General features: G+C 63.5%; 18 protein-coding genes. 4 read left to right on the top strand and 14 right to left on the bottom strand.

Annotated elements, in window-relative coordinates; translation table 11 throughout:
• Positions 1 to 9 precede the first annotated feature (9 nt).
• From ACW9UR_RS12030 to ACW9UR_RS12020, 3 genes are read right to left on the bottom strand one after another with little or no spacing between them, the layout of a single operon-like run.
• Complete coding sequence (locus ACW9UR_RS12030; RefSeq protein WP_458917233.1) at positions 10 to 1,734, bottom strand: sensor histidine kinase; 1,725 nt, start codon at positions 1,732 to 1,734, stop codon at positions 10 to 12.
• Positions 1,731 to 2,315: an RNA polymerase sigma factor gene (locus ACW9UR_RS12025; protein ID WP_458917232.1), complete on the bottom strand. Its 585-nt coding sequence runs from the start codon at positions 2,313 to 2,315 to the stop codon at positions 1,731 to 1,733. The genes ACW9UR_RS12030 and ACW9UR_RS12025 overlap by 4 nt, the downstream gene beginning before the upstream one ends.
• Positions 2,312 to 2,479: a NepR family anti-sigma factor gene (locus ACW9UR_RS12020; RefSeq protein WP_458917231.1), complete on the bottom strand. Its 168-nt coding sequence runs from the start codon at positions 2,477 to 2,479 to the stop codon at positions 2,312 to 2,314. Before ACW9UR_RS12020 ends, ACW9UR_RS12025 begins: the two co-directional genes overlap by 4 nt.
• Positions 2,480 to 2,577: 98 nt before the next feature.
• Between ACW9UR_RS12020 and ACW9UR_RS12015 the strand changes: the two genes are divergently transcribed.
• Entirely contained in the window at positions 2,578 to 3,390 is an 813-nt protein-coding gene (locus ACW9UR_RS12015; RefSeq protein ID WP_458917230.1) for a response regulator, read from the top strand.
• Positions 3,391 to 3,474: 84 nt separating this feature from the next.
• Here ACW9UR_RS12015 and ACW9UR_RS12010 read toward each other — a convergent pair whose 3' ends face one another.
• The 3 genes from ACW9UR_RS12010 to ACW9UR_RS12000 form a co-directional block, all read right to left on the bottom strand.
• Positions 3,475 to 3,747, bottom strand: coding sequence for a hypothetical protein (locus tag ACW9UR_RS12010; protein WP_458917229.1), 273 nt, complete (start codon positions 3,745 to 3,747; stop codon positions 3,475 to 3,477).
• 157 nt (positions 3,748 to 3,904) lie between these two features.
• Positions 3,905 to 4,402 (bottom strand): Dps family protein, encoded by a 498-nt coding sequence (locus ACW9UR_RS12005; protein ID WP_458917228.1) that lies wholly within the window; start codon positions 4,400 to 4,402, stop codon positions 3,905 to 3,907.
• 128 nt (positions 4,403 to 4,530) lie between these two features.
• Positions 4,531 to 4,704, bottom strand: a complete 174-nt coding sequence (locus tag ACW9UR_RS12000) for a DUF1328 domain-containing protein (RefSeq protein ID WP_458917227.1) — start codon at positions 4,702 to 4,704, stop codon at positions 4,531 to 4,533.
• Positions 4,705 to 4,872: 168 nt separating this feature from the next.
• Here ACW9UR_RS12000 and ACW9UR_RS11995 point away from each other — a divergent pair, with 168 nt between their 5' ends.
• The gene (locus ACW9UR_RS11995; protein WP_458917226.1) at positions 4,873 to 5,163 is read left to right on the top strand and encodes a DUF883 family protein; all 291 of its coding nucleotides are present in this window, start codon (positions 4,873 to 4,875) and stop codon (positions 5,161 to 5,163) included.
• An 8-nt stretch (positions 5,164 to 5,171) separates the two neighbouring features.
• Positions 5,172 to 5,489, top strand: coding sequence for a hypothetical protein (locus ACW9UR_RS11990; protein WP_458917225.1), 318 nt, complete (start codon positions 5,172 to 5,174; stop codon positions 5,487 to 5,489).
• Positions 5,490 to 5,507: 18 nt separating this feature from the next.
• Here the strand turns inward: ACW9UR_RS11990 and ACW9UR_RS11985 are convergent, their stop codons facing one another.
• From ACW9UR_RS11985 to glpD, 8 genes are all read right to left on the bottom strand, one after another.
• Positions 5,508 to 6,170 (bottom strand): hypothetical protein, encoded by a 663-nt coding sequence (locus tag ACW9UR_RS11985; RefSeq protein ID WP_458917224.1) that lies wholly within the window; start codon positions 6,168 to 6,170, stop codon positions 5,508 to 5,510.
• 136 nt (positions 6,171 to 6,306) lie between these two features.
• On the bottom strand, positions 6,307 to 8,031 hold the full coding sequence (locus ACW9UR_RS11980) for an ABC transporter substrate-binding protein (protein WP_458917223.1): 1,725 nt from the start codon (positions 8,029 to 8,031) through the stop codon (positions 6,307 to 6,309).
• Positions 8,032 to 8,104: 73 nt separating this feature from the next.
• Positions 8,105 to 8,377 carry a DUF2160 domain-containing protein gene (locus ACW9UR_RS11975; protein WP_458917222.1) on the bottom strand — a complete coding sequence of 91 codons (273 nt, stop codon included), beginning with the start codon at positions 8,375 to 8,377 and terminating at the stop codon, positions 8,105 to 8,107.
• A gap of 12 nt (positions 8,378 to 8,389) precedes the next feature.
• Complete coding sequence (locus tag ACW9UR_RS11970) at positions 8,390 to 9,202, bottom strand: carbohydrate ABC transporter permease (RefSeq protein ID WP_458917786.1); 813 nt, start codon at positions 9,200 to 9,202, stop codon at positions 8,390 to 8,392.
• 41 nt (positions 9,203 to 9,243) lie between these two features.
• A complete protein-coding gene (locus ACW9UR_RS11965; RefSeq protein WP_458917221.1) occupies positions 9,244 to 10,116 on the bottom strand; it encodes a carbohydrate ABC transporter permease in 873 nt (290 codons plus the stop codon).
• Positions 10,116 to 11,204: an ABC transporter ATP-binding protein gene (locus ACW9UR_RS11960; protein ID WP_458917220.1), complete on the bottom strand. Its 1,089-nt coding sequence runs from the start codon at positions 11,202 to 11,204 to the stop codon at positions 10,116 to 10,118. Before ACW9UR_RS11960 ends, ACW9UR_RS11965 begins: the two co-directional genes overlap by 1 nt.
• A gap of 10 nt (positions 11,205 to 11,214) precedes the next feature.
• A complete protein-coding gene (locus tag ACW9UR_RS11955) occupies positions 11,215 to 12,303 on the bottom strand; it encodes an ABC transporter ATP-binding protein (protein WP_458917219.1) in 1,089 nt (362 codons plus the stop codon).
• Positions 12,304 to 12,359: 56 nt separating this feature from the next.
• Positions 12,360 to 13,952 carry a glycerol-3-phosphate dehydrogenase gene (gene glpD / locus ACW9UR_RS11950; RefSeq protein ID WP_458917218.1) on the bottom strand — a complete coding sequence of 531 codons (1,593 nt, stop codon included), beginning with the start codon at positions 13,950 to 13,952 and terminating at the stop codon, positions 12,360 to 12,362.
• A gap of 277 nt (positions 13,953 to 14,229) precedes the next feature.
• Here glpD and ACW9UR_RS11945 point away from each other — a divergent pair, with 277 nt between their 5' ends.
• The gene (locus tag ACW9UR_RS11945; protein ID WP_458917217.1) at positions 14,230 to 14,997 is read left to right on the top strand and encodes a DeoR/GlpR family DNA-binding transcription regulator; all 768 of its coding nucleotides are present in this window, start codon (positions 14,230 to 14,232) and stop codon (positions 14,995 to 14,997) included.
• The last annotated feature ends 10 nt before the right edge of the window (positions 14,998 to 15,007 follow it).

Here is a 15,007-nt window from a genome sequence, read left to right as displayed (position 1 = left end):
CCGTCTCCTTCAGGCCGCGCCTTGATCGAATGGTTGCACCGGGAACCGCAGGACGACGACGTAGCTGGCATCCCCGGTCTCGTGCGAGACCGTCCCTTCGAGCTGCGCCGCGAAGGCGCGGATCAGCTGCTCTCCCATGCCGCTTCCGGCCGCTGGCTCCTTGCCGCCGAGGTCCGTCCCCAGCGAGTTGCCAACTTCCAGCACGGCGGTCGTCTCGTCCTCGCGGAAGAGCCTGATGGATATCCAGGGGGCGCCGTCGTCCGGCCTCCCGATGTATTTCAACGCGTTGGTGATGGTTTCGGTTGCAGCGAGAGTCAGTGGAACCGCCTGGTCGGGATAGAGCACCAGCGGCCGGTAATCCTGGGTCAATTCGATGTCCAGCGCCGGGTCCAAAACCGCGCCGGTCACATGATCGACGATGGTCGGCATAAGCTCGTCCATTCGCACGCGCCCCTCGTCGGAGGTCTCGTAGAGATGGCGGTGCACGGTCGCCATGCTCATCACGCGGTGCTGTACGTCCTGCAGCACTCCGCGCGCGTCACGCGACTTGGTTCGTCGAATACGCATGTTGAGGATCGAGGCGATAAGCTGGAGGTTGTTCTTCACCCGGTGGTGAACCTCTTTCAGCAGCACCGTCTTGTCGTGCAGCATGTCCTCGAGTTCGGCCTCGTCGCGGATCACGCTCTCGGCCATTCGGCTCCAGGTCTGGTCGATGTCGCGCATTTCGGACGACACAAGCCGGTCGAACTTCGGGGGGCTGACCTGACGCGAGCGCATGAAGAGCAGCATCCGCGCCCGCAGGTTCCGTGTCGGCCGGATCACCATGCGCCGGACGGCCATGAACGCGACCGCCAGGCTGGCCAGCCACATCAGCGCCGGGAACAGCACCGGCATGATAAGGTTCCGCAAGCTGGGCGCGTAGGCAAGCGCGTCGTCGTCCCAGCTGGAGATCGAATAGACTGTGTTGGTTATCAGCGGCACGACCGCGAATACCCGGCTTTGCCCGCCGCGGGTCCTGTCAGTGAAGGCCACGGCGGGCTCGCCGATAAAATCGGCCAGCTCGAACCCCGCCGGAAGCCGCTGATCGACCTGGTCGAGCCCGGCTTCGGATGACAACACGTTTCCCGCATCGTTGAAGGTCACAACGTCCACGGGCCGCTCGCTCGAGACTTCGTCGAGCCGGCTGAACAGGCGGGTCTGCGGTAGGGCCACGGAAACGTAGCCATCGAACTCACCGCTGTCAGCGCGCATCGGAACGAGGACCACCACCGACGGAACGCCGGCGAGCATATCGCCGCTGACCAGCTCGACTTGCGGACCGTTCGCTTCCAGCATCAGCTGGTGGATGCGGGCGCCGCTGACATCCCGCAGGTGGCCGCCGGAAGAACACAGCATTCCGTCAGGGCTGACATATGCGGCGAAGGAGTAGCTGCCGGAAATGCGGACGAAGTCGCCAAGCAGTTCATGACACGCCTCGGCATCGTCCCGCAGCGCAAGAGACATGGCGCCGATGGCTTGCCCGGCACCGATTGCGGTGCGGATCAGTCCTGCCTCGCGTGCGGCGGCGTCGGATGCAACCGCCAGCAGCGCGTCCTCGGCCTGCGCGTTGGCGCGCGCGACGACTTGCAGGGTCTGATAAACGGCAATGGCCCCGACGGGCAGAAGCGCCAGGGCCAGTAGAACTGCAATCCGGAACGCGAGGCCGCTTGTGACCTCTCGCAGCTGTTTTCTCAAACCTGTTCCTTGTTCGGCATGATGCGTGAGGTCACCACGGCCATCGTTGTCTTGTCCGTCATCTCGAGCGCTTCGTCGTCGCTGAGCTGAAGGATCTCGACCAGCCGCGCACGGCCCCGGTTCACCCGGCTCTTGATGGTACCCATCGCGCAGCCGCACATCTCGGCCGCCTCCTCGTATGAGAAGCCCGAGGCGCCGACCAGCACCAGTGCCTCTCGCTGCTCGTCGGTGAGCTGGGCGAAGGCGCGCTCGAAGTCCGCGAGGGCCAGGCGGCCATCATGTTCGGGTTTCTCGGAAAGCGTTGCGACCATCGCGCCGTCACTGTCCTGCACCTCGCGCTTGGACTTGCGCCGCGCCGAATAGAAAAGGTTGCGCAGGATCGTGAAGAGCCACGCCCGCAGGTTTGTCCCCGGCTCGAACTTCTCGATATTCTGCCAGGCCTTGACCACGGCATCCTGAACAAGGTCGTCCGCCGCCGCCCGGTTCCGGGTCAGGCTCAGCGCGAAAGCGCGCATAGCGGGAAGGTGCTCGACCAACTCTTCACGAGGGTCGAGGATGTCCTTGGCTTTTGCCGTGGTCATTGAGAGCTGCTTTCCTTGGAAAACTGGTTTTCCTGAGCTTTCAGCTTGGACAGAAGGTCCTTGAAACGGTCAGGGACGTCCTCTTCCATGCTTTGCTGGTAAACCCGGCGCAGGTTTTCCTCTATCTGCCGTTCCAGGCCAGACTTTTCTTCTTCATTTCCCATCTGCGATCCTGTCGAGTCACAAAAATCTGCTCTTGTCGGGAACCGAACGCATACTCCCTGCGTTAGGTTCCCGAAAAAATGCAAAAAGGGTCATATTCATGTCCGACGACGCACAAGGTGCCGTTTTCTCCGAAACCGTGGGGCAGCTGCTACCTTATCTGCGGCGCTATGCACGCGCCCTGACAGGCAGTCAGAGCTCCGGTGACAACTACGCCGCGGCCACGCTGGAAGCCATTCTCGAGGACCCGTCGATCATACAACGCGAACTGGCGCCGAAAGTTGCATTGTTCCGCGCATTCCACATGATCTGGAAAAGCGCCGGTGCCCCGGTCGAGGAATCCGAGACCGGTATCATGGAGCGCGCGCAGCGCCGGATCGCGCAGCTGACCCCCGACACTCGCGAGGCGCTGCTGCTGTCCACCGTCGAGGAGTTCACGAAGCCCGAGATCGCTTCGATCATGGAAATCTCGGAAAGCGAGGTCGAGCATCTGATCTCGGTCGCGCACCGCGAGATGGAAGAATCCATGCGCGGCCGCATCCTGGTCATCGAGGACGAACCGATCATTGCGCTCGATCTGCAGAGCATCGTCACCGAGATGGGCCATTCGGTCACCGGTGTCGCCCGCACCCACAAGAGCGCCGTCGAGCAGGTGTCGCGCGAGCGGCCCGACCTGATCCTTTCGGACATCCAGTTGGCCGACGGCTCGTCGGGCATCGACGCGGTGAACGAGATCCTGACATCTGCCGGCGATATCCCGGTGATCTTCATCACCGCCTACCCCGAGCGGCTGCTGACCGGCGACCGGCCCGAGCCGGCCTTCGTCATCACCAAGCCCTACTCCGAGGCACAGGTACAGTCTGCGGTCAGCCAGGCGATGTTCTTCTCGAGCACCGAGACCCTCCAGGCCTGACGGCGACCCCGTGTCGTCTCGGCGAACAGCGCCCCCGCAGATATCTGCGGGGGCGTTTACGTATGCGCGTCCGACTTCCCGAGGCTACTCCGGCGCCTCGCAGGTGAGATAGGCGATGATATCCGCACGCGCCGCTTCGTCCGGGGCATGGTGATCGGTGAGGAAAGTGTCGAGGTAGTCCTCGCCGTGCACGCTCGAACAGCGTTCGACGAGTTCCGGCAGAGACTTCTCGGTGTGGCAGAACGCGCAACGCGCATCGACAAGCCGGGCGCCCATCTCGAGGTCCGGCTCGGTGGTTTGTGCGTTCGTTGTAGCGGGCATCGCCACGATGCAGGCGGCCTTCAGCAGGTATCTCATGCCTCCCCCTCCGGAAACATCTGTTTTCCGGCATATTAACACGGAGGGCTTTGGCGGCGGAGCCCCTCGACGCCGCAGCAAGGGTACGAATGCCAAAGGGGATCGCGTCCAGCCGGACGCGATCCCGTTTTCAGTAAGTCGTACTCGCAGCAGCAGCTTACTCGGCAGCAGTTGCGCGCAGCATCCAGGCGGCTTTCTCGTGAAAGGCGGAGCGCGCAGTCGCCATGTCGGCGGTGACCGGGTCGTTCTGCGCCTCGGACAGCCGGATCAGCGCGTGCAGGCGTTGCGCGACACGTTCGTGATCGCTGGCAAGGTCCCGCACCATTTCACCGGCAGTGGGCGCTTCGACCGTCTCGCCGACCACCGAACCGCCGACGATGTCCGAGATGCTGCCCGGCGCCAGGTGACCCAGAGCACGAATGCGCTCGGCCAGTTCGTCCGTTGCGGCGAAGAGATCGCCATATTGCTCTTCCGTCATCGTGTGGATCGCATGGAACAGCGGCCCCTCGACGTTCCAGTGATAGCTGTGGGTCTTGATCATCAACCGGTACGTGTCCCCGAGCACGCTCGACAGAGCCTCGGCCAGAGTGTCGAAGTTCTTGGGGCCGGTTGCAGGATCGGTCGAAGACGGGGTGATCTGCAGCGGAGTGGTCATGTCTTGCTCCTTTCGGTCAGGGTATACGTCTAAACCGCTCGGCTTCGCGGACGGTTCCTCACGGGGTAATCACGAAAAAAGGCGGCCGGTGGGGCCGCCTTCTTCCGTTGGGGGTATCCGTTGATCCGTCACATCGGCGGGCGGCCACGTACGGCACGGGCGACGAGCGCGATGACGAACAGCAGTATGAACACGAAGAACAGGATTTGCGCGATCCCGGCGGATGCGCTGGCGATACCGCCAAATCCGAACACACCGGCGATCAGAGCGATCACCAGGAAGGCGAGTGCCCAACCAAGCATTGTCGATCTCCTATCATTTCTAGCGACGACTGACCGCCGACATGAACAGAAAACGCCGCCCTCGGTTATTTGTTCCCGAAGGCATGAAATCGGCGTATAAATAAACCCGGGAACTTTTCGCCCGCAGAGGCGTTAACAGAAAAATATTGTGTGCAACGGAGACCAGACATGGCGCGCGCCACCAGCAGCAACAGCGAACCGACCCTCGACGACCTTCAGGCGCAGATCAGCGCACTGAAAAACGACATCGCGACCCTGACCGAGACCCTGAAGGACTACGGCAAGGCGCAAGGCGAGCATCTGGCCGCCAAGGGTGAGGCCAAGCTGACCGAGGCGCAAGCGCAGGCGATGCGCGCCTATGCGGACGCCGAGACGACGGTGCGCGAGCATCCCGCGACGGCCGTCGGGGTTGCCGCCGGGCTGGGTTTCCTGGTCGGATTGATGACGGGCCGGCGCTGAGCAGCGCGGTGGGCCTCGGCAAACGCTTGCTGCGGCGCGGGCTGCTGGGCATTGCCGGCGGGCTGATGCTGGCGGTTGGCCTCGGGATCATGACCGCCGCCGCCTGGATCGCTTTGGCCGCCGTAGCTGGCCACCTCGTGGCTGCGCTGGCGATCGGGCTCAGCTATTCCGGCGTCGGGTTGATCCTGCTGGCGTTGGCCGGTGAGGAGGCACCCCCAACGCAAGAGACCCCGCCACCACAGCCGGACCTTGTGCAGGCTTTCTTCCGCGGTGTGGGCGCGGGGGCCGCGGCGCGACAGGGGTACAAGAAGGGGCGCAAGGGCTAGCCTGTTGGGATTCTTCCCTCACGCCGCCCGGCGTTCGTCCTCCCGCTCCTGAGCCTGCTCGCTTTCGAGGCGCAGGTTCGCCTCCATCCGCTTCTGGATATGCCGCCGCTTGCGCATGCTGCGCAGTTGGGTCGTCAGCATGCTCTGGGCAATGAACTTGTGCCGCCCGTCCTTGTGGGTGACGACGTAGTACTCCTTCTCGGCCGCGGCGATCTGATTTTCGTGCCCGGCGACCACCACCGTCAGTTTGAGCGTGTCGATTTCGTCCTGACAGTCGTTCAGGTCGAGATGATTGATCGCCCGCCAGACGAGATTGCGGAAATTTCCGACGGCGCGGTGCTCGCCGCTGTTGAGCGGCACCTGGTTCGATTTCTCCAGCATGTCCGAAAGATCGTCTTCGCCCAGCTCGTCGCGGTCCGTGACCACCGTGGAATGGGTCCCGCCGTCTATGCTCAGGTCGGCGATGATGTCGATCAGGTAGATCGGCTCGGCGCCCATGTTGGTGATGACGCACTCCGCCTCGTCGCCGTTGCCGGCAGAGCGATTTATATGAATGTTGGTGCGCCGTTGACGCCTTGCGCCAGTCAGCAGCAGGTGCAGGTAGATCAACCAGACCAGGGTCATCAACGCGTTCAGCACGATGTTGACCAGATCGCTGTTGGCGGACATCCAGTCCATCATGCGCTCGCTCCTGTCTCTTCCGTCATGGAAGACACAACGCGCCGCCCTGCCCCTTGTTTCACGCCGCGAGTCTTTCCCCGCAAACGCGAGCCGGGGCCCGAAGGCCCCGGCGGTTTTCACGCGATCAGATCCAGGCTTACTGCCAGGAGGCGATCAGCTCGTCATAGGACACTGTCTTGGGCTCTTCGTCCTCGTTCTCGAGCTTGGCCTTCGGTGCACCCGGCTGGCTGAGCCAGTGCTCGGCGTCCATTTCCTCGTTCATGACCGGGCCAATGTCGCCTTGGATGCCGGCACGCTCTAGGCGCTCCAGAACCCGCTCCTGGTCGGCGCAAAGCGCGTCGAGGGCCTCCTGCGGGGTCTTGGCGCCGGACATCGCGTCACCGATGTTCTGCCACCAGAGCTGCGCGAGCTTCGGGTAGTCGGGAACGTTGGTGCCGGTCGGCGACCACTGGACGCGGGCGGGCGAACGGTAGAACTCGACCAGACCGCCCAGTTTCTCGGCACGCTCGGAGAAGTGGTCCGAGTTGATCGTCGATTCGCGGATGAAGGTCAGGCCGACGTCGGACTTCTTCAGATCCACGGTCTTCGAGGTCACGAACTGCGCATAAAGCCAGGCGGCCTTGGCGCGGTCGACCGGGGTCGATTCCATCAGCGTCCAGGAACCGGCGTCCTGGTAGCCAACCTTCATGCCCTCTTCCCAGTAGACGCCGTGCGGGCTCGGAGCCATGCGCCACTTGGGCGTGCCGTCCTCGTTGAGAACGGCAGCCGCGCCGTCACCCACCATGTCGGCGGTGAAGGCGGTGTACCAGAACATCTGCTGAGCGATCTGGCCCTGTGCGGGCACCGGGCCGGCTTCGGAGAAGGTCATACCCGCAGCGGTCGGGGGGGAGTACTTCTCGAGCCATTCGATGGCCTTGGTGACGGCATAGACCGCCGCCGGGCTGTTGGTCGCCCCGCCCCGCGCCACGCACGAACCGACGGGCTGCGAGTTCTCGTTGACGCGGATGCCCCACTCGTCGACCGGCAGACCGTTCGGCTCGCCCTTGTCGCCCATGCCGGCCATCGACATCCAAGCGTCGGTGTAGCGCCAGCCGAGACTCGGGTCCTTCTTGCCGTAGTCCATGTTGCCGTAGACGTCACCATCGACGCCCAGATGGCTCAGGTCGCGGCCGGTGAAGAACTCTGCGATGTCCTCGTAGGCGGACCAGTTCACCGGAACGCCGAGGTCGTAGCCGTACTCGGCCTTGAAGTCCTCCTGGTTTTTGGGGTCGTTGAACCAGTCGTAGCGGAACCAGTAGAGGTTCGCGAACTGCTGGTCGGGCAGTTGGTAGAGCTTGCCGTCCGGACCGGTGGTGAACTGGGTGCCGATGAAGTCGTCGATGTCCAGCGTCGGGCTGGTCACGTCGGCGCCCTCGCCCGCCATCCAGTCGGTCAGGTTGCGCACCTGCTGGTAGCGCCAGTGCGTGCCGATCAGGTCCGAGTCGTTGACGTAGGCGTCATAGACGTTCTCGCCCGACTGCATCTGCGTCTGCAGTTTCTCGACCACGTCACCCTCGCCGATCAGGTCATGGGTGACCTGGATGCCGGTGATGGCGCTGAACGCGGGCGCCAGGACCTGCGCCTCGTATTCGTGGGTCGTGATGGTTTCCGAGACGACGCTGATCTCCATGCCAGCGAAGGGCTGGGCGGCGTCGACGAACCACTGCATCTCGGCTTCCTGGGCAGCGCGGTCGAGGACCGAGACGCCGGCGATCTCGTTGTCGAGAAACTCCATCGCCTCTTCCATGCCGGCAAAGGCAGGCGCGCCCAGAAGGCTCAGCGCCAGGCCCATGGCCGTGGTCGATTTCAAGGACAAGTTCATGTTTTTCCTCCCTTGGTATTGAACTTGGTAGCAAACGGCCGCGCCCGGGGACCGGACGCGGATCCCGGTGCGGTCAGACGAAGCGGAACACGGCCGCTGCGTAGACCAGGCAGACGATCAGCGCGCCCCACTGCGGCGCATCCACCAGCCCGAGCCAGCCGAGGTTGATGAAGGCCGAGCCGAGCAGCGTGATGAAAAGGCGATCGCCGCGGGTCGTCTCGATCCGCAGGACGCCCACGCGCGGCGTCTCGGGGAAGCGGATCGCGAGCACGCTGAAGATCACCAGAAGCACTGCGATGACGACGAAGAAGATCGCCGTGGGCCATGTCCATGCCATCCATGCCATAGCGGTTCCCCCTTACACGCGGCCCAGGGCGAAGCCCTTGGCGATGTAGTTGCGGACAAAGTAGATCACCAGCGCGCCTGGCACGATGGTCAGCACCCCGGCCGCCGCCAGCACGCCCCAGTCGAGGCCGGAGGCGGACACCGTGCGGGTCATCGTCGCTGCGATCGGCTTGGCGTCCACGCTGGTCAAGGTGCGCGAGAGCAGCAGCTCCACCCAGCTGAACATGAAGCAGAAGAAGGCGGTTACGCCGATCCCGCTTGCGATCAGCGGCATGAAGATCTTCACGAAGAAGCGCCCGAACCCGTAGCCGTCGATATAGGCGGTCTCGTCAATCTCTTTCGGCACGCCGCGCATGAACCCTTCGAGGATCCACACCGCCAGCGGCACGTTGAAGAGCGTATGCGCCAGCGCCACGGCGATGTGCGTGTCGAACAGGCCCACCGAGCTGTAAAGCTGGAAGAACGGCAGCGCGAAGACCGCCGGCGGCGCCATGCGGTTGGTCAGCAGCCAGAAGAACAGGTGCTTGTCGCCCATGAACGTATAGCGCGAGAAGGCGTAGGCCGCTGGCAGTGCCACGGTGATCGAGATCACTGTGTTCATCGTCACGTAGATGATCGAGTTGATATAGCCCCAGTACCACGCCGGATCGGTGAAGATCGTGATGTAGTTCTCGAACGTCAGGTTCCGCGGCCAGAGCGAGAAGCTGCCGAGAATCTCGGCGTTGGACTTCAGGCTCATGTTCACGAGCCAGTAGATCGGGATCAGCAGGAAGGCGAGGTAGAGCACCATCACCACCGCGCGCCCGTTGATCCGAGGCAGGCTCATGGACCGGCTGCGGGGCTGGTCGAGGGCCGTGTCGGTCGGCATCACTTGCCCTCCTTCTTGTCGAGGTTGGTCATCACGGTGAAGAACACCCAGGAAACCAGCAGGATGATCAGGAAGTAGATGATCGAGAACGCTGCCGCGGGGCCGAGGTCGAACTGGCCGAGCGCCATCTTCACGAGGTCGATGGAGAGCAGCGTCGTCGAGTTGCCGGGGCCGCCACCGGTGACGACGAAGGGCTCGGTGTAGATCTTGAAGCTGTCCATGAACCTCAGAAGGATCGCGATGGTCAGCACGCCAGACATCTTGGGCAGCTCGATATACCGGAACACCTTCCAGCGGCTCGCCTGGTCGATCTTGGCGGCCTGGTAATAGGCCTCGGGGATGGATTGCAGGCCGGCATAGGCCAGCAGCGCCACGAGCGATGTCCAGTGCCAGACGTCCATGACGATGATGGTGACCCACGCATCGACCGCGTTCTGGGTGTAGTTGTAGTCGATCCCCATCCCGGCCAGCGTGTGGCCCAGCAGGCCGATGTCGACGCGGCCGAAGATCTGCCAGATGGTGCCGACCACGTTCCACGGGATCAGCAACGGCAGCGCCATCAGCACCAGGCAGACCGAAGCCCAGACGCCACGCTTGGGCATCGAGAGCGCCACGAGGATGCCCAGAGGTACTTCGATGGCGAGGATGATGCCGGTGAAGAATATCTGACGCCCCAGCGCATTGCGGATACGCTCGGATTCCAGCGTCTCCTTGAACCATTCGAGCCCGGCCCAGAAGAACTGGTTGTTCCCGAACGTATCCTGCACCGAGTAGTTGACCACGGTCATCAGCGGTATCACTGCCGAGAACGCGACAAGGATCAGCACTGGCAGGACCAGGAACCAGGCCTTTTCGTTGCGGGTCTTCTCCATCAGGCGGCCCTCCCCTGCGCGATGGGCGCGACACGCCAGTCGTCGGCGTAGACGTTCACCTTCGTCGGCTCGAAGACAACGCGGTTCATGTCGGGCGAAACCGGCATGCCCTCGTGCGCGATGGCGTTGATCTCGGTGCCGAAGAAATCGGCACGGATGATGCGGTGACGGCCCACATCCTCGACCCGGCGCACCTTGACGGGCACGCCCTCGTCGCTGGTCAGAGTCACGAACTCGGGGCGGATACCGATCTGTACCTTGCCCTGCGGATTGCCGTAGGCGGCGCCCAGCGGGATCTGCGTGCCGTCGACGTAGGCCGAACCGCCGTCGACCTTCGCATCGAGCAGGTTCATGCCGGGCGAGCCGATGAAATAGCCGACGAACGTGTGCGCGGGCGTCTCGAACAGCTCTTCGGGCGTGCCCATCTGGACCACGCGGCCGTCGTACATCACCACGACCTTGTCGGCGAAGGTCAGCGCCTCGGTCTGGTCGTGGGTCACGTAGATCATCGTGTGACCGAAGCGGTTGTGCAGCTCTTTCAGCTGGGTGCGAAGCTCCCACTTCATGTGCGGGTCGATCACGGTCAGCGGCTCGTCGAAGAGGATCGCGTTCACGTCCTCGCGGACCATGCCGCGGCCGAGGCTGATCTTCTGCTTGGCGTCGGCGGTCAGTCCGCGCGCCTTGCGGTCGAGTTCGGCCTCCATGCCGATCATCTTCGCGATCTCGTCGACGCGCCGGGTGACATAGGCCGCGTCCGCGCCGCGGTTGCGTAGCGGGAAAGCCAGGTTGTCTCGCACGGTCATCGTGTCGTAGACGACCGGGAACTGAAACACCTGCGCAATGTTACGGTCGGCGGTAGTCTTCTCGGTCACGTCATCGTCACCGAAGAGGATCCGGCCCTGGCTCGGCACCAGCAGGCCCGAGATGATGTTGAGCAGCGTGGACTTGCCGCAACCCGAGGGACCCAGCAGCGCATAGGCCTCACCGTCCTTCCAGACGTGGTTCAATTCCTTCAGCGCAAAGTCCGCATCGCTTTTGGGCGAGGTCAGGTAGGAATGCGCCAGGTTCTTCAGCGTGATCTGTGCCATCGGTTCCCCCTCACGCCGCCAGCGCATAGGCCGCGGGGGCGACCAGCGCGCCGTCCTCGGCAAAGATGTAGACATGCGCCGGATCCAGGTACACGTCGATCGGCGCGCCCAGCGTCAGGTGTTGCACGCCGCCGACCAGCCCGACCCAGCGTTCCCCATGATGATCAAGGTGCACGAAGGTCTCGGAGCCGGTGATTTCAGTCACTTCGAGTGTGCAGCCGAATTTCATCGCATTGCCACTGTGGTGATTGAGCGCCAGGTGGTTGGGTCGGAACCCCGCGAGGTAGCGACCGTCTGAAAGCTCGGCCAGTTTGCCGGTCGCGTCGGCCGCCTGACCGTCGCCGAACATCAGTTTGTGCCCGGCCTTCGAGATCGCGAGGAAGTTCATCGGCGGGTCCGAGAACACCCGCGCGGTCGTCGCGTCCGCCGGTTGGCGGTAGACCTGTGGCGTCGGGCCGAACTGGGTCACCCGCCCTTCCCAGAGCGTCGCGGTGTTCCCGCCCAGAAGCAGCGCTTCCTCGGGCTCGGTGGTGGCGTAGACGAAGATCGAGCCGGATTCCTCGAAGATCTTCGGGATCTCGGCGCGCAGTTCCTCGCGCAGCTTGTAGTCGAGGTTCGCAAGCGGCTCGTCCAGCAACACAAGCCCCGCGTCCTTGACCAGCGCGCGGGCCAGTGCGCAGCGTTGCTGCTGACCGCCGGAAAGCTCCAAAGGCTTGCGGTCCAGCATCGGCGTCAGCTTCAGCAGGTCGGCGGTCTTGCGCACGGCGGAGTCAATCTCGGACCGGTCGCGGCCCATCAGGCGCATCGGCGAGGCGATGTTGTCGTAGACCGTCATCGAGGGGTAGTTGATGAACTGCTGGTAGACCATCGCGACCTTGCGGTCCTGGACACGCATGCCGGTGACGTCCTCACCGCGCCAATGAATCGAGCCCGTGGCGGGAACGTCGAGCCCAGCCATCAGCCGCATCAGCGAGGTCTTTCCGGCCAGCGTCGGCCCGAGCAGCACGTTCATCGTACCGGCTTCGAGTGTCAGGTCGGTGGGGTGGATGTGAGTTTCACCCCCCGACACCTTGCTGACACCCTTGAGTTCCAGCGTCATCTACGCTCCCCTCCCTATAGTATTGTTATTGTTATTCTTGTCGTCTTGTCTTGCTTCTATTCCGCCGCCGAGACCTCGGCCGCCCTTCGTGCCGCCATCCAGTCGTCGAGCGCCTCGATCTCCGGCGGCTGGAGCCTCAGGCCGAGTTTCGAGCGGCGCCAGACCACGTCCTGCGCGCTGCGGGCGTATTCCTTGTCCATCAGCCAGGCGACCTCGCGCTCGGTCAGCGTTGCGCCGAAGTCGCGGCCCAGGTCTTCCATCGAACTCGCCCCAGCGAGGATCTGCCGCGCCTCAGTCCCGTAGGCTTTCACCAGCCGCAGCGCGTGGCGGTCGGTCAGGAACGGGAAGTCGGTGCGCAGGCCGGAAACCAGATCGTCGCGGCCATCGACGGGAAAATCCCCGCCCGGAAGCGGAACGCCCGCGGTCCAAGGCTTGCCAGCGCCCGGCGTATGACCGGAGATCTTCTTCATAGCATCCTCGGCCAGCCTCCGGTGCGTGGTGATCTTGCCACCGAAGACGGACAGCACCGGCGCGGCGCTCTCGTCCAGCGACAGTACGAAATCGCGGGTCGCCGCCGTCGCCGAAGTCGCGCCGTCGTCGTAGAGCGGGCGCACGCCGGAATAGGTCCACACGATGTCCTCGCGCGTGACCGGTTCCGCGAAGTACTCCGACGCGAAACGGCAGAGGTAATCCTGCTCGGCCTCGGTCGCGTGGGCGGTCAGTGGATCATCCGTGTGCTCCTGGTCCGTGGTACCGATCAGCGTGAAGTCGGTCTCGTAGGGGATCGCGAAGATGATCCGCCCGTCAGTGCCCTGGAAGAAATAGCAGCGATCGTGGTCGAACAGTTTGCGCGTCACGATATGGCTGCCGCGTACCAGGCGGATCCGCTCGGATGTGTTGAGCCGAACGCGCTGGCGCACCACCTCTTCGACCCACGGTCCAGCGGCGTTGACCAGGATGCGTGCCTGCACGGTACGGGTCGCGCCGGTATCAACGTCCTCGACGGTCAGGGTCCAGTGATCCTTGCCCCGCTCGGCGGATACCAGCTTGGTGCGCACGTCGATGGTCGCGCCGCGCGCTTCGGCGTCGCGGGCGGTCAGCACGACGAGACGGCTGTCCTCGACCCAGCAGTCGGAGTACTCGAAGGCCCGTTCGAACTTCGGGTTCAGCGGCTTGCCTGCAGGATCGGTCTTCAGATCCACCGCACGAGTTGCTGGCAACACCTTCCGCCCGCCAAGGCTGTCGTACATGAAAAGACCCAGGCGTATCAGCCAGGCCGGACGGCGGCCCTTCATCCAGGGCATCACGCGGGTCAGCAACTTGGAGGTCGGCGTATCCGCGTCGAAACGCATATCTTCGTGGTACGGCAGAACGAAACGCATAGGCCACGAGATATGCGGCATGGCGCGAAGCAGGGTCTCGCGCTCCACCAGACTTTCGCGAACCAGCTTGAACTCGAAATACTCGAGATAGCGCAAGCCACCGTGGAACAGCTTGGTCGAGGCGGACGAGGTCGCCTGCGCAAGATCGCCCATTTCCGCGAGATAGACCGACAGGCCCCGGCCCGCCGCATCCCGCGCGATGGCGACTCCATTGATACCACCGCCCACGACGAAGATGTCGTGGATGGTCGGCGTCTGCACGCTCATTGCTGTTCCTCCCTGCCGAAAGAGAACATCAGAATCGGACACATTGTCAAAGGCCTCGTGTTCGTTTTCGTTCGCTTTCACGCAACGTCATGAAAGCACGGAAATTTTCAGTACGTGACCAACTGAGAATGGCACTTATCCGGGACGATGCCCTTCATTATCTGGGTTTCAATTGACATATTTTTCCAGTTCATGCCACCATTCCGCAAACCAGAATGCCGAAAACCGAAGATTTCGCGCATTTACGAACAGGAACGGTACGCGACGGAACACTGGAATGGCGCTGAGCTTTCGGAAATCGCAGATCCTGGAACTGGCGCAGGAAGCCGGCCGTGTCTCGGTCGAGGATCTGGCGAGCCGTTTCGGCGTGACGCTTCAGACCATTCGCCGGGACCTGTCCGAACTGGCTGATGACGGTATGCTCGACCGGGTCCACGGCGGCGCGGTGGTGCCTCCGGGTGCGGCGAACATCGGCTATGCCGAACGGCGCGCCATCAACAAGGAAGCGAAGGCCGCCATTGCGCGCATGTGCGCGGCGGAAATCCCGGACAATTCCTCGGTACTGCTGAACATCGGCACGTCGACCGAGGCGGTGGCGGTGGAACTGCTGGGCCATTCCAACCTGACGGTCGTGACCAACAACATGAAGGTGGCGAATATCCTGGCGGCCAACCCGAGTTGTCAGATCATCGTCGCCGGCGGCGTGCTGCGCCACAGCGACGGGGGTCTGGTGGGCGATCTGACCACGCAGGCGATCGAGCAGTTCAAGGTGGACCGGGCGATCATCGGCACCTCGGCGCTGGATCCGGACGGAGACCTGATGGACTTCGACATCCAGGAGGTGCGCGTCAGCCGCGTCATCATCCAGCGCTCGCGGCAGGTGTTCCTGGTGACAGACCAGTCCAAGCTGACCCGCTCGGCCCCGGTGCGGATCGCCTCGCTGAGAGACGTCGATGCGATCTTCACGGATTTCCTGCCCGAGCATCTGGTTGAGAAATGCAGAGACTGGGAAACCCGCGTCTGCCTGACGGCGCCAGAGGGTTGAGCTTCCGGTA

The organism is Halovulum sp. GXIMD14794 (assembly GCF_054457455.1).
The sequence above is the reverse complement of the archived record's forward strand: the minus strand, read 5'-3'. Positions and strand labels throughout refer to the sequence as shown.